Here is a 24,738-nt window from a genome sequence, read left to right as displayed (position 1 = left end):
CAGATGGCCTCGATCTCATCGATCCAGCAGTTCTGGACAGGACTGTGACGCCCACCCCGGCCCCAGCCACCGACCCACCCGTCAAGACCACGGCCGGCGAACCGTCAATCGGCTCTGCCCCGATCGACGAGGTCGCCTCCCCGCGTCCGAGCCCTGCCGGGGTGGCCCGACTGATACCGCCACTGACGAGCAGGCCCCCCGTCCCGCACGAGAGCGCAACCCAGGTGCAGCCGGCGAATCGCAGCCCGATGGAGCTTGCAGAGAGCATGACCTCCGTCGCGAGGAAGACCTACTCGGCTTGGGCGGCGACGGCCTCCGCTGAGCAGGTCAATGAACTCAGGGCGGGACGACCGGCCATTCCCCGCGATCTGGACCGAGCGCTCCTGGTTGACCTGTCGGGGGCTCTAGGCGAGTTTGACTTGAGCGACTCCATGCGCTTCGGCGTGCGTGCCAAATTTTTGGGAAACAGTGAACGGCGCCTAAGGAGGACTTACCGGCATCGCGTAGGGGCGATGTTCCGCGTGCTTCTGAAGACTGAATTGGGTTATTCGCCTAGCCGACGAGCGGGTACCCGGGCAAGCTGTGGTGATGACTCAGAATGTGACGGACCATGCCCAAAGCAGGGAACTCGACACAAGGTTCGGCATCACCGGCGATCCTGGGGCTTACTTTTCCCAGGCCGCCCTCGAAGGCAACGGACGCAAATATAGTCCCTGGTACGCCCACCTGCTCAGCACTCTCGTCGTCGCCGCTGCGGGCGAAAAGATTGTCTTTGCGCGAGGCAAATTCGTGGACGACGCGCGCGACATTGTCGAGGTGCACGTCGTTACGTCGGCGAGAGTGATCTTCTCCCGGATAGACCTTGTCCGCGAAGCCAAGACCCTGCCGCAGGCTCATGTGATCCCAAGATCCAATCTGCAAGCACTTTGTGTGTCCGTTGGGGCCCGCATTGATGAGGACAGCTCCCTTGGCACCGGATGGCCCGGCAAGATTTCTTTCGAAGCAACCTTCCGGGGTCTCGACGCGCCCCTCGTAGCCGAGGGAGACGCCTATACCCACCCCGGGACGCAAGTGCCTAGCTCCACCTACGAACTGTTGCAGGGCCTTCAGGCAGACCTGACCAAGGAGTGACCAGGCTTACCCCCTAGCGTCTCGCTCCGAGGATCTCCCGGCACCTGTGTGATGGCACGGGCACTCATCAAGCACCCAGCTGGGGCCGCACGGGGACGGTTGCAGTGACAGTCTGGACGACGACGGTGGCGTGCTCGACGAGGCCGATGGCGTGCGAAGACCCTCTGAGCCGACTACGCCGGAGGCGCGCAGATGGCGACGACCTGCGAAGGAAACGAGAACACGCGGCCGCCTCAAGGCCTCGACCCTGTCAGACCCGGAGGTATGCACGGGAACTGAGACCGTCACCTGGGGCTCGCCCGAAACGCTCCACGCATGCGGTAGGCAACTCGGCGCGACACCCCCAACGCCGAAGGTTAGGCCGCCGCGCCCTACCTCAGCCAGGGCGGCAGGGAGCCCTGAGACCGCAGCGCGCGGCTCATCCCGGACGCTCGACGAACATCCTTGACGACCAGGGAGGACTGCGGTAGGTACTTACGGCCGGAGGAAATGCGTGTTAATCTGATTACGCGTGGGTGGCCGTCAGCAGCTGTCAAGTTGCACCCGCATCGCGGCATCGCCGGTCGACACGCTCACAGGGTCGCTATCCATGGATAAGCGGCCTTCGTGGTTTGGGTCCAAGGGTGCATCTTCAGACCGTATTTCTCGACAGCGCCGCTGCCATTGCCGCGGTAGATCCGGCCACTCAGGTGCCTCAGGTAGGACTGCTCGGTATTGCCGTACCGATCTGGGTTGAATGCGGCTGCGGTGGCTGACGTCACTAAATCCGCGAGCTGCAGAGGCTGAAGCCGTTGCGGCTGATCAATTCGGCCACCGCGTGCGTCAATGAAGTGCCAGTCAATACTCGTGTCTAAGGACTGAAGCTTGTGCTCGTATTCGCGCAGATCCTCCAGTTTGAAACGGCGGATATGGGCCAGAGTGTAGGTCAGCTGCTCACCCTGCGACTTGGCCAGCCACGACAGCCGCTCGAGCAAGAACCGCAACTGGTAGAGGTACATCTGGCTCTCGTTCATCCCTGACGGATCGAGGTGCCGTTTGCAAGCGACTACGGAGACTGTCCGCAGCCACCGCAAACCCCCGAGGGACTTGGCTATGTGGGTTCGGTCGGCGTGAGAGCGGAAGTTCTTCCAGCTGAGGTAGTCCCCCTCGTTGCGCTTCAGGTCCTTGCGCAGGTGGTCAAGGCGTAGGGGAACGGCAGCAAGGTTTGTATCACGGACGACGGCGGCCGACATCAAGAAATGCGGAGACGACTTTTCGCCGTGTCCGCGCTGACCAGACTCGTCGATGTATGCGTGGAGCATCTAACGATCATCACACAGGCAGGCAGTCATAGGACGAAGTGCGACCCGAGCACCCTCCTGGAAACACCGCGTGAGTCGGCTCCTTTACACCTTGCACGCGACGGGAAGGGCGCGCCGCCTAGTCGTGGACACCAGGGCTAGGGCGGTGAACGTCTCCGCCCGTAGGCGCATCGGAAAGGATTGGTCAGCGCAGGGCACCCGCAAATTCCAGCCAGCCGCACTAGAAATGCATTCTTGTGGGCCACCTTGAGCTACTTGTCGGCCCGTTCTGAACGCATGCCCTGCTCGGCGACAAACCGCCGAGGAGGGCTCGATGGGAGTATTTACATGGCTATACCGCCCGGGGCTCCCTCTAGCTCCTCTCTAGGGCTCCCCGCGCCGACGGTTGCGCGCGTCCTGAATGCCGGGACCTGGGAGCTTCGACACTTGCTTGGAATCATCCGACTTCACGTTGCCCTAGCGGGTGGTGCAGCCCTGTTCATCACGGCACTCTGGGCCACTAATAGGTTGGGCCACCTGCACCCGTGGGCCGTGCTCGCAGCCTTCCTGCTGACCTACGCGCTCCTCTGGATTGTCTTCGGCGCCGCCGTATTGGCATCCTGGATAGCGCGTCTAGAGAGCAGCCGCTGGGCTCTGTACTTCAGCTCCACCGACGACGCAGTTCTAGTTCTACGGACCGACGAGCGCGCGTGGACATTCACCCGCCATCTTGTACGCCGTCGCCACGCGGGCGCTGGCGGCAGACTTCGAGCGCACGTGGCGCCCGGACTTTCTTCGGCGGCGCTGGGTGAAGCGACTGTCCATATTCCGATTCCCTTCGGACGCCTCCGAAGCACCCTTCTGCGACAGTTCCCAGGCCTTCGGCAGGGAGAAAATGGTCTCACTCTGGGGCCGCACCTATGGGGCGATCAGGACCAGCTTGGACGGGCAGGACTCACCCAAAATCTGCACCTCCAGATTCGTCGACGCATCACCGACAGGCCCCATGTAAGTGGACTAATTGCGCTAGTCGGTCCGTGGGGATCTGGGAAGTCGTTTGTTCTCGACCGCGCAGCTCAAGCACTTGAGTTTCCGGAGGAGGGTGAAGCTTTCGTGCGAGTCGTCCGGTTCAACCCTTGGTTGTTCTCGGATGAAGACTCCCTCTACGCCGGATTCGCGCAACTGCTACTGGAACAGCTCCGCCAAAAGCACGGCCGGCGGCGTCTGGTCAAGCTGCTCGAAATTGCTGGCCCGTCATCAAAATTTGGCTCCGTGGATATTTCCGGGACACTGAGCAACATTGCTTCGCGCATTGACCCGGGGCGTTCCAGCGGCTCCATTGAGGAGACGCTAACGAGCGCGATGGTGGCTTCTGGTCCCGTCTGTGTGCTGGTGGACGACGTGGATCGACTGACCAGCGAGGAGCTGCTCATGCTGTTCAAGCTCGTTCGGCTTCTTGGCAATGTCCCCAACTTGCACTATGTGCTCGCGTTCGATGAAGACACGGTATTGGCCTTGCTCGCTGACACCACGGTGGGCGCACGGGACCCCGTACGTGCACGCATGTACCTAGAAAAGATGATCGAACAGCGGATAAACGTGCCGCCCATGACTGACGGCCAAATCGCCGAACGAGTCATCGAGCCGCTGCTCGGCTACCCAGCCCAAGCCGGATTCGCCGTGCCCAAGACTGCTCTCGAGCGGCTCGAAACAGTTCTCACCTACTCATTGGTTGAGCATTTGACTACCGTCAGGCTCGCCGACCGGTTTGTTCAAGCCGTCAAGCGTCTACCCGCCACGCTCCAGGAGGAACTGGACTACGCGGATTGGGTTTTTTCGATCTGGATAAAGACGGTCGCCCCCTCCGCGTGGACGTACGTCATGACCCATCGCGACGCACTTTTGGCGCATGGCGTGAAGCATCTTTGGCGTGAGCCCTCAGAAGCCACTGTCGACCTCCAGGGCGAGGTATCCGCTCTCGGTTTCAAAGGAAGGCTCGGTGAGGCCGTCGCCGATCTTCTCTCCGCTCTCTTCCCGGCCGCGACCACATCTGGCCGATCGGTGTTGGGGTCGACCTCGATCCAAGAAAGCTCTCAACGCCAGGGCATCGGCGTCATGCCGTACTTCGACCGCTACGTCTGGGCGGACCTGCCACCGGGCCAGGTCCCCGACATGCGCGTCATCCGCGAAGCACGTTCTCTTCGACTTGGACCAGACATGGCATCACGCACGGACACTCTACGAGGCCTGCTGGAGGAGGACTCCCCGGCCGTTCTTAGGCTTCTTCTGCGTGCCGTCGATGACTCAGAGATGCACTGGCCTGCAATCTTGGAATTTCTCCGACTCGTCCTTTGGGATGGCGCGCAATCACCGGACGACGCCCCCGAGAGGTCCCAGGTTCGCTTGATGGCTTCGCGCGCAACCTATGCCATGAGCACAGAGGATCACGATCAACTTTTCATCCTGACCGATCAGCATCCCGACCAGTGGCACAACATTCTTCGGGAAATCCGACGAGATGAACTGCCGCCAGAACTCCGGATGCGAATTACACCACAGCTGCGAGAACTGGCTGCAAAGGCGTTCGACGCCATCCGTTCTGATTTCCGCGACGTCCCAGCCCCCTCAGTCGATCAGCCGGCTCAGATGAAACGGGTCTGGGAGATGTTCCGCATCGACCTCCCCCGTTTCCAAGAATTTCTTCGACATCAGGTCGCCAGCGGCGCGTGGAAGCTCGATGAAGCCGCAGCCCTCCTTGTCCCTATTTATGGAACATGGCCCTCTTGGCAGCACCGCGGGGCCCCGATCTCGAGCCTCGTGGACGCCTTCGGGGAAGAGCCACTTCTGGCCTTCGCGTCAGGCCTCGACGGGCCCGAGCTATCAGGAGAAAACTTCCTATTTGTCGACCTCCCAGATAACTCGTCGCCCGCAACAGGAGAAGAAATCCTACGTACCGTCCGCGGAGCCCTAAAGCAGTGGGCGATGGAAAAGGCCGACAACGAGGGACTGGCCAGGGAACGCAGCATCGGCGACGCGTGAGCGGGGTCACCCACCCAGGCGCCCCTCGCGCTCGCGATCGGGCCACTAGGATTGGCCTGGATGGCTCTTCGGGGTAAAAGTCGCGTTTCGGGAGCCGTCCAGGACGCCTAATCGAGACAGGCCTGTGAGCAGGCCCGGGGCGACGTTTCCAGCCTGTGGAGGCAGGCACTTGCAACAAAGGTGCAAGCAAGTCTGGGATAGCAAGGTGCCTTTGATCAAGCTTTTTGTCGCACCTGTTTCAAAGGGCGCACCGACGTGCAAGCAAATTAGCGCTTCGGCGCCGAGTCAGGAACATAGGAACGGGCCTTCGCTCCGACCGAGGTGTCGTAGGTCTTGATGACGCCCTCGATGATTCGTGTGCGGATGAGGCGGGAGACCTTCGCATTGTCCTTCTCAGGGATGCCAAAGCGTGTGCGCAACGAGGTGTTGGTCACACAGTCTCGGCGCGACCCGGACGGACGCTGCCCACGACTCGCTCTAGCGGGACGACGACCCACTCGGAAGTCGGGTCGATGTAGCGTCTCGCGCGGAACGTCAAGCCGACCGTGAGTCAGGCCCCTCCGCATAACGCCCGAATATCTGGCACATCCCGAAAAGCCAGATGAGACCCCGATTGCCGCCAAATGAGGCCGAAAGCATCACATCTTTTTCGCGGCCGCACCCCGAAAACGCACATCCCAAATGCGGACAAACAAAGGCGCCTCGGGCCCAGAACACTGAACCCGAGGCGCCTTCAGGGCTGAACTAGCCTGTGGCGGTACCGGTGGGATTTGAACCCACGGTGGAGTTAACCCCCACACATGTTTTCGAGACATGATCCTTCGGCCGCTCGGACACGGTACCGAGGACGAGTTTAGTACATCCGGCGGCAGGGACGAAACCGGGGGATTGCTCGTCCACCGCACCGCGCCTCCTCGGGGTCGTGCACAGGGTGCACAGACGCCCGGCACGGGCATCGGAGCCCGGCGTAGCCTCGGCCCATGCCCTCACGCCACACCGTCACCGCCTTCCTCTCGGGCGTCGGCGTCACCCTCGCCACCACGGCCGCCGCCGGCGCCGGCGTCAGCCGCTTCATGCAGCGCCGCAATGCCGCCGCCGCCGACCTGAACGCCCTGCTGCCCGTCCACTCCGCCTGGTGGCGCGACCGCTTCGACCGCAAGGGCAAGCTGCTCTACGTCGCGATGGGCGACTCCGCGGCCCAGGGCATCGGCGCCTCGAGCCCGGCCCGCAGCTACGTCGGCCGCCTCTCCGCATACATGCGCCGCCAGAGCCACACCTCGCTGCGCGTCGTCAACCTCAGCGTCAGCGGCTCGACCACCTGGCTCTGCCGCAAAGACCAGCTGCCCAAGTTCGAGAAATACGAACCCGACGTCGTCACCGTGGCCATCGGCGCCAACGACATCATCCAGTTCAACCCCGAATCGTTCGAGAAGAACCTCCGCGTCATCTACGGCGCCCTGCCCTCACACGCGATCGTCGGCGACCTGCCCGCCATGTGGATTCCCGACCGCGAGAAGAAGCTCGTCGAGGCCAACGACATCGTCCACCGCATCGCCGGCGAGTTCGGCCTCACCGTCGCCCCGCTCTACGAGACCACCCGCCGCCAGGGCTTCTTCCGCACCTACCGCAACTCGGCCGGAGACCTCTTCCACCCCAACGACCGCGGCTACCGCGTCTGGGCCTCCGCCTTCGAACCCGCCATCGCCGCCCGCCTCGCCCGCATCGCCGCCGACGAGGCCGCCACCACCCACGAGGCCCGCGAGGCCGAAGCCGTCGCGGCCCACACGGCCGCGGCAGCCGCGGCCCCGACTGCCGGCACCAGCAGCGACACCCCGACGACGGACACCGCAGGAGGCGCGACCACGTCCCCGACGGAGGCCTCCGCCGATGTCGGGGGCGCCTCCTAGGCTGACGGCATGGCTCGCACCACCACTCCCCCGTTCCGCTGCACCGAGTGCGGGTGGACGTCGCTCAAGTGGGCCGGGCGCTGCGGCGAGTGCCAGAAGTGGGGCACCGTCGTCGACGTCACCTCGGCCCTCGTCAGCGCCCGCGGCACCGCCTCGGTCCGCGTCGAAGGCGACCGGGTCGCCCGACCCATCACCCAGGTCGAGGCCAACAGCGTCGCCTACTGGCCCAGCGGCATCGCCGAGTTCGACCGCGTCCTCGGCGGGGGCATCGTCCCCGGCGCCGCCATCCTGCTCAGCGGCGAGCCAGGCGTCGGCAAGTCGACCCTGCTGCTCGAGGTCGCCTCCCGCGCCGCCGCCACCGGCGCCCGCGTCCTCTACGTGACCGCCGAAGAGAGCGCCTCCCAGGTCCGCCTCCGCGCCCAACGCACCGGGGCCATGCACGACAACCTCTTCCTCGCCGCCGAGGTCGACCTCGCGGTGATCCTCGGCCAGATCGACCAGGTCGACCCCCAACTCGTCATCGTCGACTCGGTGCAGACCGTCTCGTCCTCGACCATCGACGGCATCGCCGGCGGCACCTCCCAGGTGCGCGAAGTGGCGTCGACCCTCATCCGCGTCAGCAAAGACCGCAATCTGCCCGTCCTGCTGGTGGGGCACGTGACGAAAGACGGGACGATCGCCGGCCCGCGCCTGCTCGAACACCTCGTCGACGTCGTCTGCCAGTTCGAAGGCGACCGGCAGACCGCCCTCCGCTTCATCCGCGCCCACAAGAACCGCTTCGGACCCACCGACGAGGTCGGCTGCTTCGAGATGACCGGCGACGGCATCGCCGAGGTCGCCGACCCCAGCGGCCTCTTCATGTCGCGCAACGGCACCCCCGTCAGCGGCACCTGCATCACCGTCGCCATGGAAGGCCGCCGGGCCCTGCCCGTCGAGGTCCAGGCGCTCATCGTCGCCAGCTCGACACCCCAACCCCGCCGCGTCGTCAACGGCGTCGACTCGTCCCGCGTCGCCATGCTGCTCGCCGTGCTCGAACGCCGCGCCGGCATCCGCCTCGGCGACGCCGACGTCTACGTCAGCACCGTCGGTGGCATCAAGATCACCGAACCCGGCGCCGACCTCGCCATCGCCCTCGCCCTCGCCAGCGCCAGCCGCGAGAAACCCTTCCCCCAGACCATGGCCGCCGTCGGCGAGATCAGCCTCGCCGGCGAGATCCGCCCCGTCTCCTCCCCCAAACAACGCGCCTCCGAAGCCCGACGCCTCGGCTTCACCCAGCTCGTCGACGCCGAATCGGGCAACCTACGCGAAGCGCTCCGTCGGGCGTTCAGCGCCGCGGGCTCCGAACGCGACCGCGAGCTCGACCGGGCCTTCTGAGTCGAGTCGACCCGCGCCTCCTGACCCGGGACCCCCGTCTCTCGGCCCGACCCGCACCACTTGACCCGAGGCCGACGCGGGCGTGCTGACGCGTCCCGCGATTCCTGACCCGGGCCAGGGGCCGGGCCCGGCCGGCGGGCGCCCGATCCAGCACGTCCGACACCGGGCGCGGGTGGGCAGAAGATGCGGCTCCCACGCACCTGACGAGCACCTTCCGCCCACTCGACGCCCGAACCCACACCCGCACCTTCGCGCCCACGAGCACACACCCGCCGAGTGGTCCCGAACCGTCCTTCCGACGCACCCGCAGGACGATCTGCGACCACTCGACCCGCGCCTCCAGAACCAGAGCCACACACACCGGCCCGTCCCACACGAGGCCAGGGCACGAGTGGGCAGAAGATGCTCCTCCCTCGCCCACGACGAGCATCTTCTGCCCACTCGGCCCCACGTCCCGACCACCCGATCCCCCGCACCAACCCGGCAGAGCCCGCACCGGGGTACACCCGGGTCGGCGGCCTCACCAGGCCCCTGCACCCCGCTCCACGCGGATTCTCAGCCCACACGCCGCGCTGGTCCCGGCCAACCCCCTGACCGGCCCTTAACCTGTGCCCATGTCGACGTTCAAGAACCCGGTCGGGCCGCAACCGCCCTCGGTCTACTGGCGTCGTCGTGCGGTGCTCGCGCTCGGTCTGATCGCGGTCGTGGTCATCATCGTGTTGATCGTCGTCCGACCCGGGTCCGGCTCGGCAGAACCCGGTGCCGCCGCGACGACCTCCGCACCCCCTGCCGATGCCGCCCCCAGCGAACCGGCCGCCACCGAGACCGCCCCTGCGGCTGACGCCACCGCCGACCCGGCCGACACCTCGACCGAGGGCGCCTCCGACGCCGCGACCTGCTCGACCCGCGACATCGAACTGAAGCCGGTCACCGACAAGACGAGCTACGCCGCGACCGAACTGCCGCAGATCTCGATGTCGATCACCAACTCGGGTCGCTCCGACTGCTCGATCGACCTCGGCTCGGCGCAGCAGACGCTCGTCGTCACGAGCGGCGAAGAGCAGTACTGGTCGTCGAAGGACTGCCAGGTCAACGGCACCAACCAGGTCGTCACGCTCACCGCCGGCCAGACCCTCAGCACTCCCCCCATCGCCTGGGACCGCACGCGCTCGTCCGCCGACACCTGCGAGTCGACCTCGCGTGAGCCCGTCACCGCCGGCGGCGCGACCTACCGCCTCGCCGTCTCGGTCGGCGACATCACCTCCGCCGACACCGCCCAGATGATCCTGAACTGACAGTGACCCACCCGTGAACGCCACCCCTGCTGCCCCCACGCCCTCCGAGCCCGTAGACCCCCGCGAGCCCGTCGACCCGGCCGATCGCAACGGCACCTTCCGCTCCGAGTCGCTCGAGCTGGCCCTCGCCGCCCAGGACGCCGCCGCCGTCGCCTTCGCCCTGCGTCACGACGTGGTCGTCGTCCCGAAGCTCGTGCTGCCGACCGACGCGAGCGCCACGAACGACACCGCCGACGCCGCACCCTCGACCGGCGGCCCCGACGACGGAGCCCTCCCCGACGAAGGCGACCAGGTCCGTGTCTTCGGCCGCGAGAACACCGACAAGCGCATCCTGCTGCTCTTCTCGTCGGACGACACCTACGCCGCGATGGTCCCCGACGACCCGAACCGCCAGGTCATGCTCTACGACGCGCTCTCGCTGCGCGCCTTCCTCGAGGCCCACCTCGACGTCATCGAGCAGGTCTTCTTCGACATCGCCGGCCCGCACACCATGGCCGCCAACCCGGAAGACCTCCTCAAGGCCCTCGGCTAGCGCCGGAGCCCCCAGAGCCCAGGAGGCGCGGGTCGAGTGGTCCCGAATCGTCCTTCCCGGCGCGACGAGGGACGATTCGCGACCACTCGACCGGCCGCAGCGAACGCGAGTTCGTGCGCGAGTTCGCGAACGACTACAGCGCGGGCAGCGCCTTCAGCATCCGCGAGTTGCCCAACGTGTTCGGCTTCACCCGGGCCAGGTCGAGGAACTCCGCCACACCTTCGTCGGTCGACCGGACGAGCTCGCCGTAGACGTCCGGCGGCACGAGCCCTTCGTCGCCCACGTTGAGGTACCCGTGCTTCTCGAAGAAGTCGACCTCGAACGTCAGGCAGAACAGCCGGCCGATCTCGAGCTTGCGGGCTGCCCCTTCGAGCGACTCGAGGAGGCGGTGGCCGACCCCCTTGCGAATCCAGGCGGCGTCGAGGGCGAGCGTGCGCACCTCGGCCAGGTCGTCCCACATGACGTGCAGCGCACCGCAACCGATCGGCACCCCGTCGGGCCCGACCGCGATCTGGAACTCCTGCACGTCGCCGTACAGCGTCACGAGGTCCTTGCCGAGCAGGATGCGCTTCTGCACGAACGGCTCGCACAGCCGCTGGATGTGCGGCACGTCGCTGACGACCGCGTTCCGCACCGTGATGCCGTGCCGGTCGGCCCCGCCGAGCCGGTCGGCCCCGCCGAGCCCGTCGACACCGGTGGGCGCGTCTGCCGCGTCTGACATGGGACTCCCTCGAAGACCACGACCCGAGGAGGCGCGGGCCGCCGCCCAGCCTAGCGACGCGTTCGCGACCCGGCCCCGGGTACGCCGAAGGGCGGCCTCCGTCGTGGAAGACCGCCCCGGGCGTCGAAGGCGACCCGCGCCTCCTTCGGTGTTGCCGTCGTGCCGGTGTTGCTGTCGTGCTGGTGTCGCGCCTAGCTCTCGATCTCGGGGGCGTCGCCCACGAGGACCTCTTCGCGACCCGGCTGACGCGAGGTGGCGAAGGTGAACTCTCCGTCGACGAAGTCGACCTGGACGTGGTCGCCCGCGTTGAGCTCACCCTGGAGGATGCGCTCGGACAGGCGGTCTTCGACCTCGTGCTGGATGGCACGACGCAGCGGCCGGGCACCGAGCGACGGGTCGAACCCGATCTCGATGAGCCGCTCTTTCGCGGACTGCGAGAGGACGGCCGTCATGTCGCGGTCGAGCAGACGGTCGGACAGGCGCTTGATGAACAGGTCGACGATCTGCAGCAGCTCTTCTTGGTTGAGCTGCGGGAACACGATCGTCTCGTCGACGCGGTTCAGGAACTCGGGCTTGAAGTGCTTCTTGAGCTCTTCGGTGACCTTCGAACGCATGCGCTCGTAGGAGGTCGCCGTGTCGCCCTCGATCTGGAAGCCGACGGGGCCGCCGGTGATGTCCTTCGTGCCGAGGTTGGTCGTCATGATGATGACCGTGTTCTTGAAGTCGACGACACGACCCTGACCGTCGGTGAGACGACCCTCTTCGAGCACCTGCAACAGCGAGTTGAAGATGTCGGGGTGGGCCTTCTCGATCTCGTCGAACAGCACCACGGAGAACGGCTTGCGGCGGACCTTCTCGGTCAGCTGCCCGCCCTCTTCGAAGCCGACGAACCCGGGAGGGGCACCGAACAGACGCGAGACGGTGTGCTTCTCGCCGTACTCGGACATGTCGAGCGAGATCAGCGCGCCCTCGTCATCGAACAGGAACTCGGCGAGCGCCTTGGCCAGCTCGGTCTTGCCGACGCCCGTGGGCCCGGCGAAGATGAACGAACCCGAGGGACGCTTGGGGTCCTTCAGGCCGGCACGCGTGCGGCGGATGGTCTTCGAGAGGGCCGCGATGGCCTGCTCTTGTCCGATGACGCGCTGGTGCAGGGCCTTCTCCATGAAGACGAGACGCGAGGTCTCTTCTTCGGTGAGCTTGAAGACCGGGATGCCCGTGGCCTGGGCCAGGACCTCGGCGATGATGCCCTCGTCGACGGTTCCGCCGGCTCCGGCCTCGCCCGAACGCCACGTCTTCTCGAGACGGAGGCGCTCACCGAGCAGCTTCTTCTCTTCGTCGCGCAGCGAGGCGGCCTTCTCGAAGTCCTGGTCCTCGATCGCGCCCTCTTTCTGGCCGCGGACGCCGGCGATGCGCTCGTCGAACTCGCGCAGCTCGGGCGGCGCGGACAGGATCGACAGACGCAGGCGGGCGCCGGCCTCGTCGATCAGGTCGATGGCCTTGTCGGGCAGGAAGCGGTCGCTGACGTAACGGTCGGCGAGGTTCGCCGCCGCGACGATGGCGCCGTCGGTGATGGACACCTTGTGGAAGGCCTCGTACTTGTCGCGCAGCCCCTTGAGGATGTTGATCGCGTGGGGCAGCGAGGGCTCGTTGACCTGGACGGGCTGGAAGCGGCGCTCGAGCGCGGCGTCCTTCTCGAAGTGCTTGCGGTACTCGTCGAGCGTGGTCGCACCGATCGTCTGCAGCTCGCCACGGGCGAGCAGCGGCTTGAGGATCGACGCGGCGTCGATGGCGCCCTCGGCGGCACCCGCACCCACGAGGGTGTGGATCTCGTCGATGAAGACGATGATGTCGCCGCGCGTGCGGATCTCTTTGGTGACCTTCTTCAGGCGCTCCTCGAAGTCACCGCGGTAGCGGCTGCCGGCGATGAGCGAACCGAGGTCGAGCGAGTAGAGCTGCTTGTCCTTCAGGGTCTCGGGGACCTCGCCCTTGACGATCGCCTGGGCCAGGCCCTCGACGACGGCGGTCTTGCCGACGCCGGGCTCACCGATCAGGACGGGGTTGTTCTTCGAGCGACGGGAGAGGATCTGCATGACCCGCTCCATCTCTTTCTCGCGCCCGATGACCGGGTCGAGCTTGTTGTCGCGCGCGGCCTGCGTCAGGTTGCGACCGAACTGGTCGAGCACCTGGCTGCCGCCCTGCGCGCCCTGGGTCTGTTCGCCGCCCACGGCCACCGCCTCTTTCCCCTGGTAGCCGGAGAGGAGCTGGATGACCTGCTGGCGGACCCGGTTGAGGTCGGCGCCGAGCTTCACGAGCACCTGGGCGGCGACTCCTTCACCCTCGCGGATGAGGCCGAGCAGGATGTGCTCGGTGCCGATGTAGTTGTGGCCGAGCTGCAGCGCCTCGCGCAGGCTCAACTCGAGGACCTTCTTCGCACGAGGCGTGAAGGGGATGTGGCCGGTCGGCTGCTGCTGGCCCTGGCCGATGATGTCTTGCACCTGCTCGCGCACGGCGTCGAGCGAGATGCCCAGCGACTCGAGGGCCTTGGCGGCGACGCCTTCGCCCTCGTGGATCAGACCGAGCAGGATGTGCTCGGTGCCGATGTAGTTGTGGTTCAGCATCTTCGCCTCTTCTTGGGCGAGGACGACGACGCGACGGGCACGGTCGGTGAATCTCTCGAACATCTTCTTTGCTCCCTAGGTGGCGGGGTGGTTGTCGCCACCGAATGTGCATCTGGCGCCCGCAGGGTTCGGCACCGGTTTACAGAGAGAGTAACCAGGCCCCGCGGCTTAATCTGCCCCTGTTCGCTGGGGGCATAGAGCAGTGCGCAGGCGGGCTGACAGGGCGCGCTGACAGGGGTGGCGGCTAGCCTCGCGTCCATGGGCAAGTTCACGGTCGGCCTCGTTCCGCACCCCACGAAGTCGGTGCTCGACAGCGTCGAGATCATCCGCGGCTGGACGACCCGCTCACAGGCGCACCTCGTCGCCATGACGAGCGACGCGGCCCGGGTCGGCGACGGCGTCGAGCTGGTCGACGAGCGCACCTTCCGCGAGCGCGTCACCGTCGTGGTGGCCCTCGGCGGCGACGGCACGATGCTGGGCGCGATGCGGCTCGTCGCCGAACGTCCCGTGCCCGTGCTGGGTGTCAACTACGGCAACGTGGGCTTCCTGGTCGAGGTCGAGCCGCACGAGTTGCCCGAAGCGCTCGACCGCGTCGGCCAGAAGCAGTTCTCGCTCGAACCGCACCACGCCCTCGAGGTCACGCACTCGACGACCGGCTTCGAGAACACCTACCTGGCCTTCAACGACGCCTCGGTGGCCCGCCGCCCGGGCGAGGGCGTCGTCTCGGCAGACCTCGTGCTCGACGAGACGCCCTACGGCTACTACAAGGCCGACGCGATCGTCGCGGCGACGCCGGCCGGCTCGACCGCCTACAACTACGCCGCGGGCGGGCCGATCCTGTCGCCCGCGATCGCCGCCGTCGTGGTCACCCCGGTGGCGCCGATGTCGGGCATCGACCGCTCGGTCGTCCTCGGCCCGCGCGAGCAGCTGCGGTTCGAGATCGGCGACGGCACGCACTCGGCGGCGCTCGAGGTCGACGGCCGCGTGGTCGCCGACGTCAGCGAGGGCTGCGTGATCAAGCTCGTGCTGCGGCGTGACGCGGGCCAGGTGATCCGGCTCGACGCCGACCGGCACGGCCGCAAGGGCCGCCTCAAGCTCAGCCTGCTCGACCTGCCGCTGAGAGAAGACCAGTTGCTCGAGCTCGTCCCGACCGACGTCCGGGCCCGCTTCCGCGAACGCGCCGAACGCGCCGGCGGCCTCGCCGGTGTCGCCCACGACGACGACACCGCCGTCACCGGCATCAGCCCCCTGCACTGACGCGGCCGCCCGGGGGCATCAGCCCCGGGCACCGACGCACCCGCCTTCAGGAGGCGCGGTGCGCGGTGGTCGCGCGCCGCGCCTCCTGCGCTCTGCCGCCGTCGTGCGGCCCGGCCGCTCGGCCGCCGCGAACCCGGGCGGCTTCGGCCTCGGCGGGCGGTCGCGGACGCCCGACTCACACGAACACGCCCGCCCTGCTCTGGCCCCCGGCCCCGGCCCCGGGCCCGGCCCCGGCACGAACCCGGGCGGCTTCGGCCTCGGCGGGCGGTCGCGGCCGCCCGACTCATACGAACACGCCCGCCCTGCCCTGGCCCCGGCCCGACCCCCGGCCCCGGCCCCGACTCCGGCCCCCGGCCCCCGGCCCGCCCCGCCTAGTACACCTCGCCCAGCGCCTCGGCGAAGACCTGCTCGGGGTCGCGGACGAACCCGCGCCGGGCGAACCAGGCGCAGACGTTGCGGCAGTCGCGTTCGAGCAGCTCGACGCCGGTCGGGTTGCTCGCGACGTCGACGAGCTGGGGCACGTCGATGGCGACGACCCGTCCGTCGTGGACGAGCAGGTTGTACGGCGAGAGGTCCCCGTGCGCGAAGCCGGCCCGGGCGAAGCCGATCACGATCTCGTGCACCTGCTCGAACAGCGGCCAGAGGGTGGCGCCGTCGTCCTTGACCTGGGCGAGGCGTGGCGCGGCTTCGACCCCGTGCCCGATGAACTCCATCAGGATCTCGGTGCCGCTGATCTGCACCGGGTACGGCACGGCGACGCCGAGGGAGTGCATGCGGCAGAGCGCGTCGAACTCGGCCGCGGCCCAGAGTCCGGCCTGCACCCGGCGCCCGTGGGCCGACCCGCGTGCCATCGCCCGGCCGTCGCGGGTGTTGCGCACGCGACGGCCCTCGCGGTACTCGGACGAACGGTGGAAGTCGCTCTGCTCAGGCCCGCGGTACCGCTTCGCGGCCAGTAAGGAGGCGCGGGCTCCGTCACCGGCGCCCAGAACGACGTCCGCCGGCACGGCTCGGTCGATCAGGTGGACGTCGGCCTCCTTGCCGGACTTGACGACGCCGAGCTCGGTGTCGATCGCGGCGGCGGAGGTGACGACCCAATCGGGCCACGGCCGGGGCCCGCGTTCGGTGGGGGTGGCGGCCGGCCAGGTGGACCAGCGCTGGTCGGCGTCGGGATCGACGGCGGAGAAGGTGGGTACGACGAAATCGTCGGAGAAGGTCAAGCGGTGCTCCAGGGGAGGCGTGAGACCGGCCCGGTGGGCGCGACGAGCGTCGCGCGACTGTCGCTACGGGCGGAGGGTCTCGGGGTGAGTGGGGTACGCGTGGCGTGCGTTGACGGCAGTCATGCTCATCACCCCTCTCGTGGAGTGTCTCGTGGCCCGGCCAGCTCGTGGCCCTGGTCCGCTCACGGTACCGCGCCGCGCCTCCCCTGTCGACGGTCGTCCGGGCCCGAGGGGCCGACCAACGATCGGCCGGGTGGGCAGAAGATGCTGCTCGGACCCCGACGAACAGCATCTTCTGCCCACTCGATCGCGTCACGAGAGGCGACGACGCACGCGGGCGACGAGCTCGTCGGCCCGGCGGCCGCGGAGGTCGTCGTCCGTGCATCGGACGGTCCACCACCCGGCGTCGGCAAAGCGCTCACGGCGGAGGATGTCGGTGCGGAACCTCCACGGATCGCGGCGGTGTTCGTCGCCCTCGTACTCGACGGCGAGCTTGCACCACGCGTACCGGAGGTCGGGCCTGCCGAGGTAACGCCCGCGATCGTCGTACGTGCGCACGTTGATCTCGGGTTCGGGAAGCCCAGCCCGCAGCAGGAGGAGGCGTAGCTCGGTCTCCTTCGGCGACTCGACCCCGGGCCGCACGAGCTCGAGGGCCTCGCGTACACGTCCCACACCACGTCGACCCCGGGCAGACGCCACCGCGCGTCGGAGTTCGTCGACGGTGCGCCCTCTTGCCACGTCGAACTCGGACCAGGAGCCGAGGAGTGCATCGCCGGCACGCACGAGGTCGTCGACCGTCATCAGAGACCCGCTCTCCACCCAGGCGACGACCGGATCGTCGACCGGCAGACCGTCGGCCAGCAACCTCAGACGAGCTGGCCCGGCCGATGCCGCACCCGCACTCGTCACACCCTGGACGTCGAGGGACGACCGTGCCCGGTGCGTCACGACGCCCGGCCGACGTGGACCCCGTCCGTCGGTCGAGGTGACGTGCAGGGGTTCTCCGCCGTCGCGGACCCGCCACGGCACCGGGAGCCCCCAGAGACCCAGGGCCGTCACCCGGGAGAAACGCCAGTCGTCGAGCATCACCGGAAGCAACGCCCGGGCACTCGCCAGCAGGGCGGTCTGCGGGTCGTGCGGGTCGTGCGGGTCGTCCGGGTCGTGCGGTTCGGAGCCCCGGCCGACGAGGCGCCGGACGCCGCGGTGCGGAGCCTCGAGGTCGGCACCCCGGAGACGCCCGACCCCGAGACCCGCACGGCGGGCCTCGTCGACGGCGAAGGGGCGATCGGCAAGCGGAAGGGGGACGACGATGCGCGGCACCCGTCGAGACTGACCGCCGGGACGCGGCCCGCGCCTCCTGATGTCGTCGCCTGGGGACAGGCGTGAGTACATCGGCCCTGGGGACCAGACGACCCACCGCCCGAGTGGGCAGAAGATGCTCCTCGACGACCCCCGAAGGGCACCTTCTGCCCACTCGGCAGAACGGGACTCCGGCTGGCACGACCGAACGGCGACGAGTGGGCAGAGGATGCTGCTCGCCGACTCCGGACGAGCATCTTCTGCCCACTCGAGGGTCCGAGGCCGAGGAGGCGCGGTGCGGGAGACCACGCACGACCGGCGAGGCGGGCCGATGCGAGGGCCCGGGCATGACGGAGGGCCGCCGCCCCGGGATGACCCGGGGCGACGGCCCTCGCGTGGTGCGGCATGCGGCGTGCGGCGTGACCGCAGACGACCTACTGCAGGTAGAGCTGCAGGTCCTGGCTGACGGCCTTCGCGAACATGCGGAGGCGGGCACGGCTCTCGACGCGCGAGACGGCTTGGCGTGACGAGTGGACGCGCTTCGAGATCTCGTCGAGGGTCATCGGCTGGTCGTCGTCCAGGCCGAAGCGCATGCGGATCACGCGCGCCTCGTCCTCGGGCAGCGTCGCCACGAGGGCGTGCATGTCGCGGTTGAGCAGCGAGCTCTCGGTGGCCTGCGTGGGCGACGGGGTCTCTTCGTCCTCGATGAAGTCGCCCAGCTCGCTGTCTTCGGCATCGCCGACGACGGTGTGGATCGACACCGGCTCGTGCGAACGGGACTTGAGCTCGATGAGGTCGGCGACGTCCATGGCGACCTCTTCGGCCACCTCGTCGACGGTGGGCGCACGGCCCAGGTCGACGGTCAGGTCGCGCTCGGCCCGCGAGATGCGGTTGATGCGCTCGACCGTGTGCACCGGGATGCGGATGGCGCGCGCCTTGTCGGCGAGGCCGCGGGCGATGGCCTGACGGATCCACCAGGTGGCGTAGGTCGAGAACTTGTAGCCCTGCGTGTAGTCGAACTTCTCGACGGCACGGACCAGCCCGAGGTTGCCCTCCTGGATGACGTCCATGAAGGGCAGGCCGCGCTGCGTGTAGCGCTTGGCGATGCTGACGACGAGGCGGAGGTTCGCGGTGATCATGCGGTCCTTCGCACGCTCGCCGTCGTGCTGCAGCCAGCGGAGGTCGCGGAGCATCTCGGCGTGGGCCTTGGTGCGGTTCTTCTTGACCGCGTCGGCCGCCTGCAGCTCTTTGAGCTTCTCGCCGGCGAACAGGCCGACCTCGATGCGGCGGGCGATCTCGGTCTCTTCCGCTGCGTCGAGCAGTGGCATGCGGCCGATGTGGCGGAGGTAGTCGCCGACCTGGTCGGTGGAGGCCCCTCGGACCTGCGACAGGACCTCGACCTCGGTGTCGTCGGTGGCTGTGGTGGTGTTGCGCGTGGTGACGGAAGTGGTCGTCATCGTTCTCTCCCTGCTCGAGTACTGACCTGGTGTCGCGTCGATTAGTTCGTGAAGCTCGTCGGCGTACTTCGAGTCTGGCGTGCGGAGGCGTGCGGGAAAAAGCTGGTGCAGGCCCTGACGGGACTACTCCGAGCGCACGTCCAGAGTTTCGACGTCGACGGGGTACGAAGGCGAACGACGTTTGACAGCAGCCCCGATCGGGTATAGGCGACCGCTATCACGCCGGGGGTACACATTCCCAGGTCGCTCACCGGAAACTCGGCCGCTGATCTGTCGGGGTACGACGAACGGCACCGCGAGCCCAGGAGGCGCGGTGCCGTGACCCGAGGACGCGCGCGTCGGCGACGCCCCCGGTGGTGGGACGGACCGAGGTCAGACCGCGCTGCGACCGCTGCGGTCGGCGCGACCGCTGCGGTCGGCTCGAGCGGCGACGCCGGCGCGGTCGGCGAGGTCGGCCAGGTCGCGCGACTCAGCGCGCTCCTCGGCCTCGGCCTTGGCGCGCTCTTCGGCCTCGACCCTGGCGTAGACGGCCCGCTCGGTGCGGTCGGAGCGCAGCAGTGCCCGGACGATGAACCAGAAGATGAGGCCCACGACGATGGTGGGCGTCACGGAGAAGACGATGGCTCCGGCAAGGGACTCAGGCACCCGACCAGGGTACGTCGCCCTCCCGGGGAAAACCACGTGCACCTCTCGACGACGAGACGACGGAGGCGCGGTGCCCGACCGGCACCGCGCCTCCTGAACTCGAGCACTCGAGCACTCGAGCACTCGAGCACTCGAGCACCCCACGAACCACGTCCCGCGCGATGAACCACGAAGACTCGGGGTTCATCGCACGGAACGTGGTTCACGGGCGGACGAGCAGACTCGCCGCCCGCCGCTTACTTGACCAGCGGGAAGAGGATCGTCTCGCGGATGCCGAGGCCCGTGATCGCCATCAGGAGGCGGTCGATGCCCATGCCCATGCCGCCGCTCGGCGGCATGCCGTGCTCGAGCGCGGTGAGGAAGTCGTCGTCGAGGCGCATGGCCTCGGCGTCGCCGCGGGCCGAGAGGGCGGCCTGCTCGACGAAGCGCTCGCGCTGGATGACGGGGTCGACCAGCTCGGAGTACGCGGTGGCGAGCTCGAAGCCGCGGACGTAGAGGTCCCACTTCTCGACGACGCCGGGCTTGGAGCGGTGCTGGCGGACGAGCGGGCTCGTGTCGACCGGGAAGTCGACCACGAAGGTCGGGCGGTCGAGCGACGGCTTGACGAAGTGCTCCCAGAGTTCTTCGACGAGCTTGCCGTGGGTCTCGTGCGGAACGACCAGGTCGACGGTTGTGGCGAGCGCCTGCAGGTCGGCGACGGTGGTCGACGGCGTGATCTCGACTCCGGCGGCCTCGCTGAGCGACTCGTACATCGGCACGCGGGCCCACTCGCCGCCGAGGTCGTACTCGGTGCCGTCGGCCAGGGTGACGAGGTGCGAACCGGACACGGCCATGGCGGCGTTCTGCACGAGCTCTTGCGTGAGTCGGGCCATCTGGTCGTAGTCGCCGTAGGCCTGGTACGCCTCGACCATCGCGAACTCGGGCGAGTGCGTCGAGTCGGCGCCCTCGTTGCGGAAGTTGCGGTTGATCTCGAAGACGCGGTCGATGCCGCCGACGACGGCCCGCTTGAGGAACAGCTCGGGCGCGATGCGCAGGTAGAGCTCGGTGTCGAACGCGTTGCTGTGCGTCTGGAACGGACGGGCCGCGGCGCCGCCGTGCATCGTCTGCAGCATGGGCGTCTCGACCTCGAGGTACTCGTACGAGTCGAAGGTGCGGCGCAGCGACGAGACCGCAGCGGCCCGGGCGCGGACGGTGGCGCGGGCCTGGTCGCGCACGATCAGGTCGAGGTAGCGCTGGCGCACGCGCGTCTCTTCGCTGAGCTCGGAGTGCAGGTTCGGCAGCGGCAGGATCGCCTTGGCCGCGATGGACCACTCGGTGACCATGATCGACAGCTCGCCGCGACGCGACGAGATGACCTCGCCCTTGACGAAGACGTGGTCGCCCAGGTCGACCAGCTCTTTCCAGTCGGCGAGGCGCTGCTCGCCCACCTCGGCCAGCGAGACCATGGCCTGGATGCGGCTGCCGTCGCCCGCCTGCAGCGCGGCGAAGCAGAGCTTGCCGGTGTTGCGGGCGTGCACGACGCGACCGGCGAGGCCGACGACGTCACCCGAGCGGCTGTCGGTCTCGAGCTCGGCGTACCGGGCGCGGACCGCACCGATCGTGTCGGTGATCGGCACGCCGACCGGGTACGCCTCGACGCCGGCCTCGAGCAGGCGGGCGCGCTTGTCGAGTCGCACCTGCTTCTGCTCCGACGCCTCGCGCGCGGCGGTGGCCGCCTCGTCGTCGGGGGTGGTGGTCGGGTCGGGCGCGGCGGTCATGTGTCAGGTGCTCCTGGGGTGGTGGAGGGGGCGGGAGGCGCGGGCCGGGTCAGGCGCGCGGGTCACCGAACGCGGTGGGGCCGTCGTCGAACGAGGCCATGTCGATGGTACCGGGGCCGACCGCGCCGCTGGCCTCGCCGAGGGCGGCGTCCATGGCCGACCGCATCAGCGGCGCGAGCAGGCGGCCGGGCTCGGGCAGGCCCAGCTCGGTCAGCAGTCCGACCGACTGCGCGACGATCGCGGCCGAGAACTCGGTGGCCGTCGCGATCGCCTCGGCGTAGCGCTCCCGGTCGGCCTCGGCCACGATGACGGGCTCGGCTCCCATCTCGACGACGAGCGCCTGGCCGATCGGCTGGACGGGGGTCGGCGCGGTGACGGCGCACCACGCGTCACGCAGCCGGACGAGGTCGATGGTCGTGCCCGTGAAGGCGAGGGCCGGGTGGATCGCCAGCGGGATCGCCCCCGACGAGAGCGCGGGCCGCAGCACCTCGAGCCCGTGCCGGGGAGACGTGTGCACGACGAGCTGGCCGGGCTGCCAGGTGCCCGTCGCCGCGAGGCCCTGCACGAGGTCCGCGAGCTGGTCGTCGGGCACGGCGAGCAGCACGAGTTCGCTGCGCTCGACGATCTCGGGCACGGTCAGCACGGGCACGCCCGGCAGGATCGCCTCGGCCCGATCGCGGCTGCGCTCGGACACGGCCGAGATGCCGACGATCGCGTGACCCGCGGCGGCGAGTGCGGCGCCGAGCACGGGCCCGACCCGACCGGCACCGACGATGCCCACGCCGAGGCGGCCGCTGCGGCGGTCGGAGCCGCCCGCGGGCCGGCGGGTGGCGTCGCGCGAGTCGCGGGGGTCGCGGGGGTCGGTCATGGGGTCTCCTCGCTCCAGCGGTGGGTGCGGTCGGCGTGGGCGGCGGCGACCGCCTCGCGGCTGGCGGTCGTGAAGAAGCCGAGGGCGTCGTCCTGGTCGAGCGCGCCGATCTCGGCCACGATCGGCCCCTGGACGGTGTGCAGGTGCACGGTCGCGAGCCGCAGCCGGCGGCGCAACGGACCCTGCACCAGGCCGACGCTCTGCACCCGGGGCAGCGGCACGATGACGAGCTGACGCCAGATCGCGCCCTTGCGCAGCAGCAGCGCGCCCGGTGCAGAGCGGAACCCGTTGCGCCGCCACGAGAACCAGCGCAGCACGGCGGCCCGCCGCGGCGACACGGTGAACCCGCCGTCGGTGCCGCTCGACCTCAGGCCGCCCTCGACGAGCGAGAGGGTGTGCTCGGTCGTCGCCTCGACGGCGTCGCGGACGGCAGGGGGCGCGGCGTCGCCGGCCACGGAGGCATCCGTCTCCGGGCCTGTCGCGGAGGCGACCGCCTCGGGGACGTCGGCCGACGCGCTCGACCCGGCCCGCGCCTCCTCGGCGGCGACGCCCACGGCGGCCACGCCGACCAGCTCGGGCAGGACGAGTTCGAGGACGCGGCGGACGTCGTCCTCGTCGCCGACCGGCAGGATCGTCGTGTTCTCTTGTCCGGCGGCACCCTTGGTGCTCGAGCGCGAGGCGCGGTTGATCTTGACGTCCCACCAGCCGAACGGGCGCCAGAGCAGCGGTTGGCTGACCTTGACCGAATGGATGCGGCCGGGCGGCAGCGTCTCGTTCGAGGTCGAGAACAGGCCGTAGCCGATGCGGACCCCGTCGCGCGTGCCCGCGATCGTGTAGCGCAGCGACTTCGTGATGCGGTTGACGTAGAACCCGCCCGACCCGAGCACGGCCGGCAGCAGCACGAAGAGCAGGAACCACTCGCCCGTCGTCACCACGCTGATCACGATCGCCACGACGGCGGCCAGCAGGAAGAGGGTGTAACCGCTGAGGACGGTCGACCCGATCAGGCGGCCGGGCGAGAGGGCCACGACGGACTGCGGCGGCGCCTCGTCGGGGTCGAGCTCGGGCGCGAGGAACTCGTTCGCGCGCTGCTCGACGAGGCCGCCGAAGCCCTGGCGGTGCGGAGCGTGGGCGTCGGGGTGACCCGGACCCGCGGTCCCCGCGACGGCGGCGGCGTCGGTCACATCGCCCGTGCCGGCGGCTGGCGCCTCGACCGGCGAACCGGCCGCACTCGGGGCCGGCGCGTGCGGCTGCTGCGCCCCGCCCGCGCGCCGCAGGATCTCGCGGCGCAGGTCGTCCGCCGACGCCGACCGCAGGTAGGCGAGGTTGACGTTGGCGTCCTGGCCGGCCTGGTTGACCTCGAGCTTGGCGGCGCCGAAGACGCGGGCCAGCAGCGGACGCTGGATGTTGATCCCCTGGATGCGGTCGAGCCGCGCCCGCCGGTTCGTGCGGAACACGATGCCGCTGCGCACCTCGACCACGTCCTCGCCGACCCGGAAGGTGTGCATGCGCCACGACAGCCAGAACCCGCCGACGAACAGGGCGATGACCACGACCACGGCGAGCAGCAGCAGGCCCAGCCAGCCCTGGTCGACGACGTACCCGAACGGGTCGCCCTCGTCGCCCCGCCGACCGCCGGGCACGAACAGCTCGACGACGTACTCGCGCGCGTTGTTGAACAGGATGACGAGCACCGCGGCCAGCGCGATGCCGCCCTTGAGCAGCGGGGTGGCCGGGTGCAGGCGGTGCCACTCGCCGTCGGTGAGGGCGGCGACGTCCGGAGGCGCGGGTCGGCCCCCGCCCCCGTCCGCACCGGTGCGGGGGTCGCTCACAGGCCGGCCCGCCGCGATTCGGCCAGCTCGACGAGGCGGTCGCGCAGCCGCTCGGCCTCGTCGGCGGGGACGCCCGGGATCGTCACGGCCGAGGCCGCGGCCGCGGTGACGAACTTCAGGTCGCTGAGACCGAGCGCCCGGACGACCGGGCCCCGGTTGATGTCGATGAGCTGCATGCGGCCGTAGGGCACGGCGACGACCCGCAGGTACAGGATGCCCTTGCGCAGCAGCAGGTCGTCCTCGCGCAGCTGGTAGCCGATCGCCCGGACCCGACGCGGGGTCAGGGCGGCGACGACGATCGTCACGAGCACGACGGCGGCGGTGATCGCGTAGGTCCACCACTCGCCGATGAACCAGAGCGGGACGGTGGCGGCGGCCACGATCAGCCCGGTGACGACGTAGCCGATCAGCTCGGGCCAGACGTACCGGGGCGAGACGCGGGTCCACTGCGCGTCGGGGATGTCGAGTCGGTCCATGTCGGCGTCTCTTCCGGTCGGCGGCGGTGTCGT

Annotated in this window: 19 protein-coding genes and 1 tRNA gene; 7 read left to right on the top strand and 13 right to left on the bottom strand. The window is 68.9% G+C overall.

Going from position 1 to position 24,738, the window contains the following annotated elements:
* Nucleotides 1-588 precede the first annotated feature (588 nt).
* Nucleotides 589-1,131, top strand: a complete 543-nt coding sequence (locus IFT88_RS01445; RefSeq protein WP_192118479.1) for a hypothetical protein — start codon at nucleotides 589-591, stop codon at nucleotides 1,129-1,131.
* Between the two features lie 572 nt (nucleotides 1,132-1,703).
* Here IFT88_RS01445 and IFT88_RS01440 read toward each other — a convergent pair.
* The gene (locus IFT88_RS01440) at nucleotides 1,704-2,432 is read right to left on the bottom strand and encodes a DUF3800 domain-containing protein (protein ID WP_192118477.1); all 729 of its coding nucleotides are present in this window, start codon (nucleotides 2,430-2,432) and stop codon (nucleotides 1,704-1,706) included.
* A gap of 531 nt (nucleotides 2,433-2,963) precedes the next feature.
* Here IFT88_RS01440 and IFT88_RS01435 point away from each other — a divergent pair.
* On the top strand, nucleotides 2,964-5,450 hold the full coding sequence (locus IFT88_RS01435; protein ID WP_192118475.1) for a P-loop NTPase fold protein: 2,487 nt from the start codon (nucleotides 2,964-2,966) through the stop codon (nucleotides 5,448-5,450).
* Nucleotides 5,451-5,716: 266 nt separating this feature from the next.
* Here the strand turns inward: IFT88_RS01435 and IFT88_RS01430 are convergent, their stop codons facing one another.
* Both IFT88_RS01430 and IFT88_RS01425 read right to left on the bottom strand, forming a co-directional pair.
* On the bottom strand, nucleotides 5,717-5,884 hold the full coding sequence (locus IFT88_RS01430) for a hypothetical protein (RefSeq protein ID WP_192118473.1): 168 nt from the start codon (nucleotides 5,882-5,884) through the stop codon (nucleotides 5,717-5,719).
* Nucleotides 5,885-6,202: 318 nt separating this feature from the next.
* Nucleotides 6,203-6,293: transfer RNA gene (locus IFT88_RS01425), tRNA-Ser, on the bottom strand.
* Between the two features lie 137 nt (nucleotides 6,294-6,430).
* On the opposite strand from IFT88_RS01425, the gene IFT88_RS01420 reads away from it, so the two are divergent.
* The 4 genes from IFT88_RS01420 to IFT88_RS01405 all read left to right on the top strand — a co-directional run bounded on the left by IFT88_RS01420 (nucleotide 6,431) and on the right by IFT88_RS01405 (nucleotide 10,558).
* A complete protein-coding gene (locus IFT88_RS01420; protein ID WP_192118471.1) occupies nucleotides 6,431-7,357 on the top strand; it encodes an SGNH/GDSL hydrolase family protein in 927 nt (308 codons plus the stop codon).
* 9 nt (nucleotides 7,358-7,366) lie between these two features.
* A complete protein-coding gene (gene radA, locus IFT88_RS01415) occupies nucleotides 7,367-8,731 on the top strand; it encodes a DNA repair protein RadA (protein ID WP_192118469.1) in 1,365 nt (454 codons plus the stop codon).
* A gap of 614 nt (nucleotides 8,732-9,345) precedes the next feature.
* Nucleotides 9,346-10,026, top strand: coding sequence for a hypothetical protein (locus IFT88_RS01410; protein ID WP_192118467.1), 681 nt, complete (start codon nucleotides 9,346-9,348; stop codon nucleotides 10,024-10,026).
* A 13-nt stretch (nucleotides 10,027-10,039) separates the two neighbouring features.
* A complete protein-coding gene (locus IFT88_RS01405) occupies nucleotides 10,040-10,558 on the top strand; it encodes a dehydrogenase (protein WP_342212044.1) in 519 nt (172 codons plus the stop codon).
* A 133-nt stretch (nucleotides 10,559-10,691) separates the two neighbouring features.
* Here the strand turns inward: IFT88_RS01405 and IFT88_RS01400 are convergent, their stop codons facing one another.
* Nucleotides 10,692-11,279, bottom strand: coding sequence for an amino-acid N-acetyltransferase (locus IFT88_RS01400; protein ID WP_192118466.1), 588 nt, complete (start codon nucleotides 11,277-11,279; stop codon nucleotides 10,692-10,694).
* Nucleotides 11,280-11,470: 191 nt separating this feature from the next.
* Nucleotides 11,471-13,960: an ATP-dependent Clp protease ATP-binding subunit gene (locus IFT88_RS01395; protein ID WP_043594568.1), complete on the bottom strand. Its 2,490-nt coding sequence runs from the start codon at nucleotides 13,958-13,960 to the stop codon at nucleotides 11,471-11,473.
* Between the two features lie 195 nt (nucleotides 13,961-14,155).
* On the opposite strand from IFT88_RS01395, the gene IFT88_RS01390 reads away from it, so the two are divergent.
* Nucleotides 14,156-15,154, top strand: a complete 999-nt coding sequence (locus tag IFT88_RS01390; protein WP_056228151.1) for an NAD(+)/NADH kinase — start codon at nucleotides 14,156-14,158, stop codon at nucleotides 15,152-15,154.
* Nucleotides 15,155-15,525: 371 nt separating this feature from the next.
* Here the strand turns inward: IFT88_RS01390 and IFT88_RS01385 are convergent, their stop codons facing one another.
* The 8 genes from IFT88_RS01385 to IFT88_RS01350 all read right to left on the bottom strand — a co-directional run bounded on the left by IFT88_RS01385 (nucleotide 15,526) and on the right by IFT88_RS01350 (nucleotide 24,705).
* Nucleotides 15,526-16,371 carry a serine protein kinase RIO gene (locus IFT88_RS01385; protein ID WP_192118463.1) on the bottom strand — a complete coding sequence of 282 codons (846 nt, stop codon included), beginning with the start codon at nucleotides 16,369-16,371 and terminating at the stop codon, nucleotides 15,526-15,528.
* A gap of 312 nt (nucleotides 16,372-16,683) precedes the next feature.
* The gene (locus IFT88_RS01380; protein WP_192118461.1) at nucleotides 16,684-17,691 is read right to left on the bottom strand and encodes a hypothetical protein; all 1,008 of its coding nucleotides are present in this window, start codon (nucleotides 17,689-17,691) and stop codon (nucleotides 16,684-16,686) included.
* Between the two features lie 413 nt (nucleotides 17,692-18,104).
* Complete coding sequence (locus IFT88_RS01375) at nucleotides 18,105-19,127, bottom strand: sigma-70 family RNA polymerase sigma factor (RefSeq protein WP_056044073.1); 1,023 nt, start codon at nucleotides 19,125-19,127, stop codon at nucleotides 18,105-18,107.
* A 372-nt stretch (nucleotides 19,128-19,499) separates the two neighbouring features.
* The gene (locus IFT88_RS01370; protein ID WP_192119488.1) at nucleotides 19,500-19,772 is read right to left on the bottom strand and encodes a hypothetical protein; all 273 of its coding nucleotides are present in this window, start codon (nucleotides 19,770-19,772) and stop codon (nucleotides 19,500-19,502) included.
* 236 nt (nucleotides 19,773-20,008) lie between these two features.
* Nucleotides 20,009-21,529: a lysine--tRNA ligase gene (lysS, locus tag IFT88_RS01365; protein WP_192118459.1), complete on the bottom strand. Its 1,521-nt coding sequence runs from the start codon at nucleotides 21,527-21,529 to the stop codon at nucleotides 20,009-20,011.
* A 49-nt stretch (nucleotides 21,530-21,578) separates the two neighbouring features.
* Nucleotides 21,579-22,397: a Rossmann-like and DUF2520 domain-containing protein gene (locus IFT88_RS01360; protein WP_192118457.1), complete on the bottom strand. Its 819-nt coding sequence runs from the start codon at nucleotides 22,395-22,397 to the stop codon at nucleotides 21,579-21,581.
* A complete protein-coding gene (locus IFT88_RS01355) occupies nucleotides 22,394-24,229 on the bottom strand; it encodes a PH domain-containing protein (protein WP_192118455.1) in 1,836 nt (611 codons plus the stop codon). The genes IFT88_RS01360 and IFT88_RS01355 overlap by 4 nt, the downstream gene beginning before the upstream one ends.
* A complete protein-coding gene (locus IFT88_RS01350; RefSeq protein WP_043595810.1) occupies nucleotides 24,226-24,705 on the bottom strand; it encodes a PH domain-containing protein in 480 nt (159 codons plus the stop codon). The genes IFT88_RS01355 and IFT88_RS01350 overlap by 4 nt, the downstream gene beginning before the upstream one ends.
* Nucleotides 24,706-24,738 lie beyond the last annotated feature (33 nt).

Source organism: Frigoribacterium sp. CFBP 8751, assembly GCF_014841545.1.
Classification (GTDB): Bacteria; Actinomycetota; Actinomycetes; order Actinomycetales; family Microbacteriaceae; genus Frigoribacterium.
Note: the sequence above shows the minus strand (reverse complement) of the source record. Positions and strands in the feature narration are given on the sequence as shown.

Coding starts and splice junctions, on each gene's coding strand:
- IFT88_RS01420 (WP_192118471.1), top strand. CDS start 6,431: ATGCCCTCACGCCACACCGTCACCGCCTTCCTCTCGGGCGTCGGCGTC.
- IFT88_RS01410 (WP_192118467.1), top strand. CDS start 9,346: ATGTCGACGTTCAAGAACCCGGTCGGGCCGCAACCGCCCTCGGTCTAC.
- radA (WP_192118469.1), top strand. CDS start 7,367: ATGGCTCGCACCACCACTCCCCCGTTCCGCTGCACCGAGTGCGGGTGG.
- IFT88_RS01360 (WP_192118457.1), bottom strand. CDS start 22,397: ATGACCGACCCCCGCGACCCCCGCGACTCGCGCGACGCCACCCGCCGG.
- IFT88_RS01445 (WP_192118479.1), top strand. CDS start 589: ATGACTCAGAATGTGACGGACCATGCCCAAAGCAGGGAACTCGACACA.
- IFT88_RS01440 (WP_192118477.1), bottom strand. CDS start 2,432: ATGCTCCACGCATACATCGACGAGTCTGGTCAGCGCGGACACGGCGAA.
- IFT88_RS01395 (WP_043594568.1), bottom strand. CDS start 13,960: ATGTTCGAGAGATTCACCGACCGTGCCCGTCGCGTCGTCGTCCTCGCC.
- IFT88_RS01390 (WP_056228151.1), top strand. CDS start 14,156: ATGGGCAAGTTCACGGTCGGCCTCGTTCCGCACCCCACGAAGTCGGTG.
- lysS (WP_192118459.1), bottom strand. CDS start 21,529: ATGACCGCCGCGCCCGACCCGACCACCACCCCCGACGACGAGGCGGCC.
- IFT88_RS01375 (WP_056044073.1), bottom strand. CDS start 19,127: ATGACGACCACTTCCGTCACCACGCGCAACACCACCACAGCCACCGAC.
- IFT88_RS01350 (WP_043595810.1), bottom strand. CDS start 24,705: ATGGACCGACTCGACATCCCCGACGCGCAGTGGACCCGCGTCTCGCCC.
- IFT88_RS01400 (WP_192118466.1), bottom strand. CDS start 11,279: ATGTCAGACGCGGCAGACGCGCCCACCGGTGTCGACGGGCTCGGCGGG.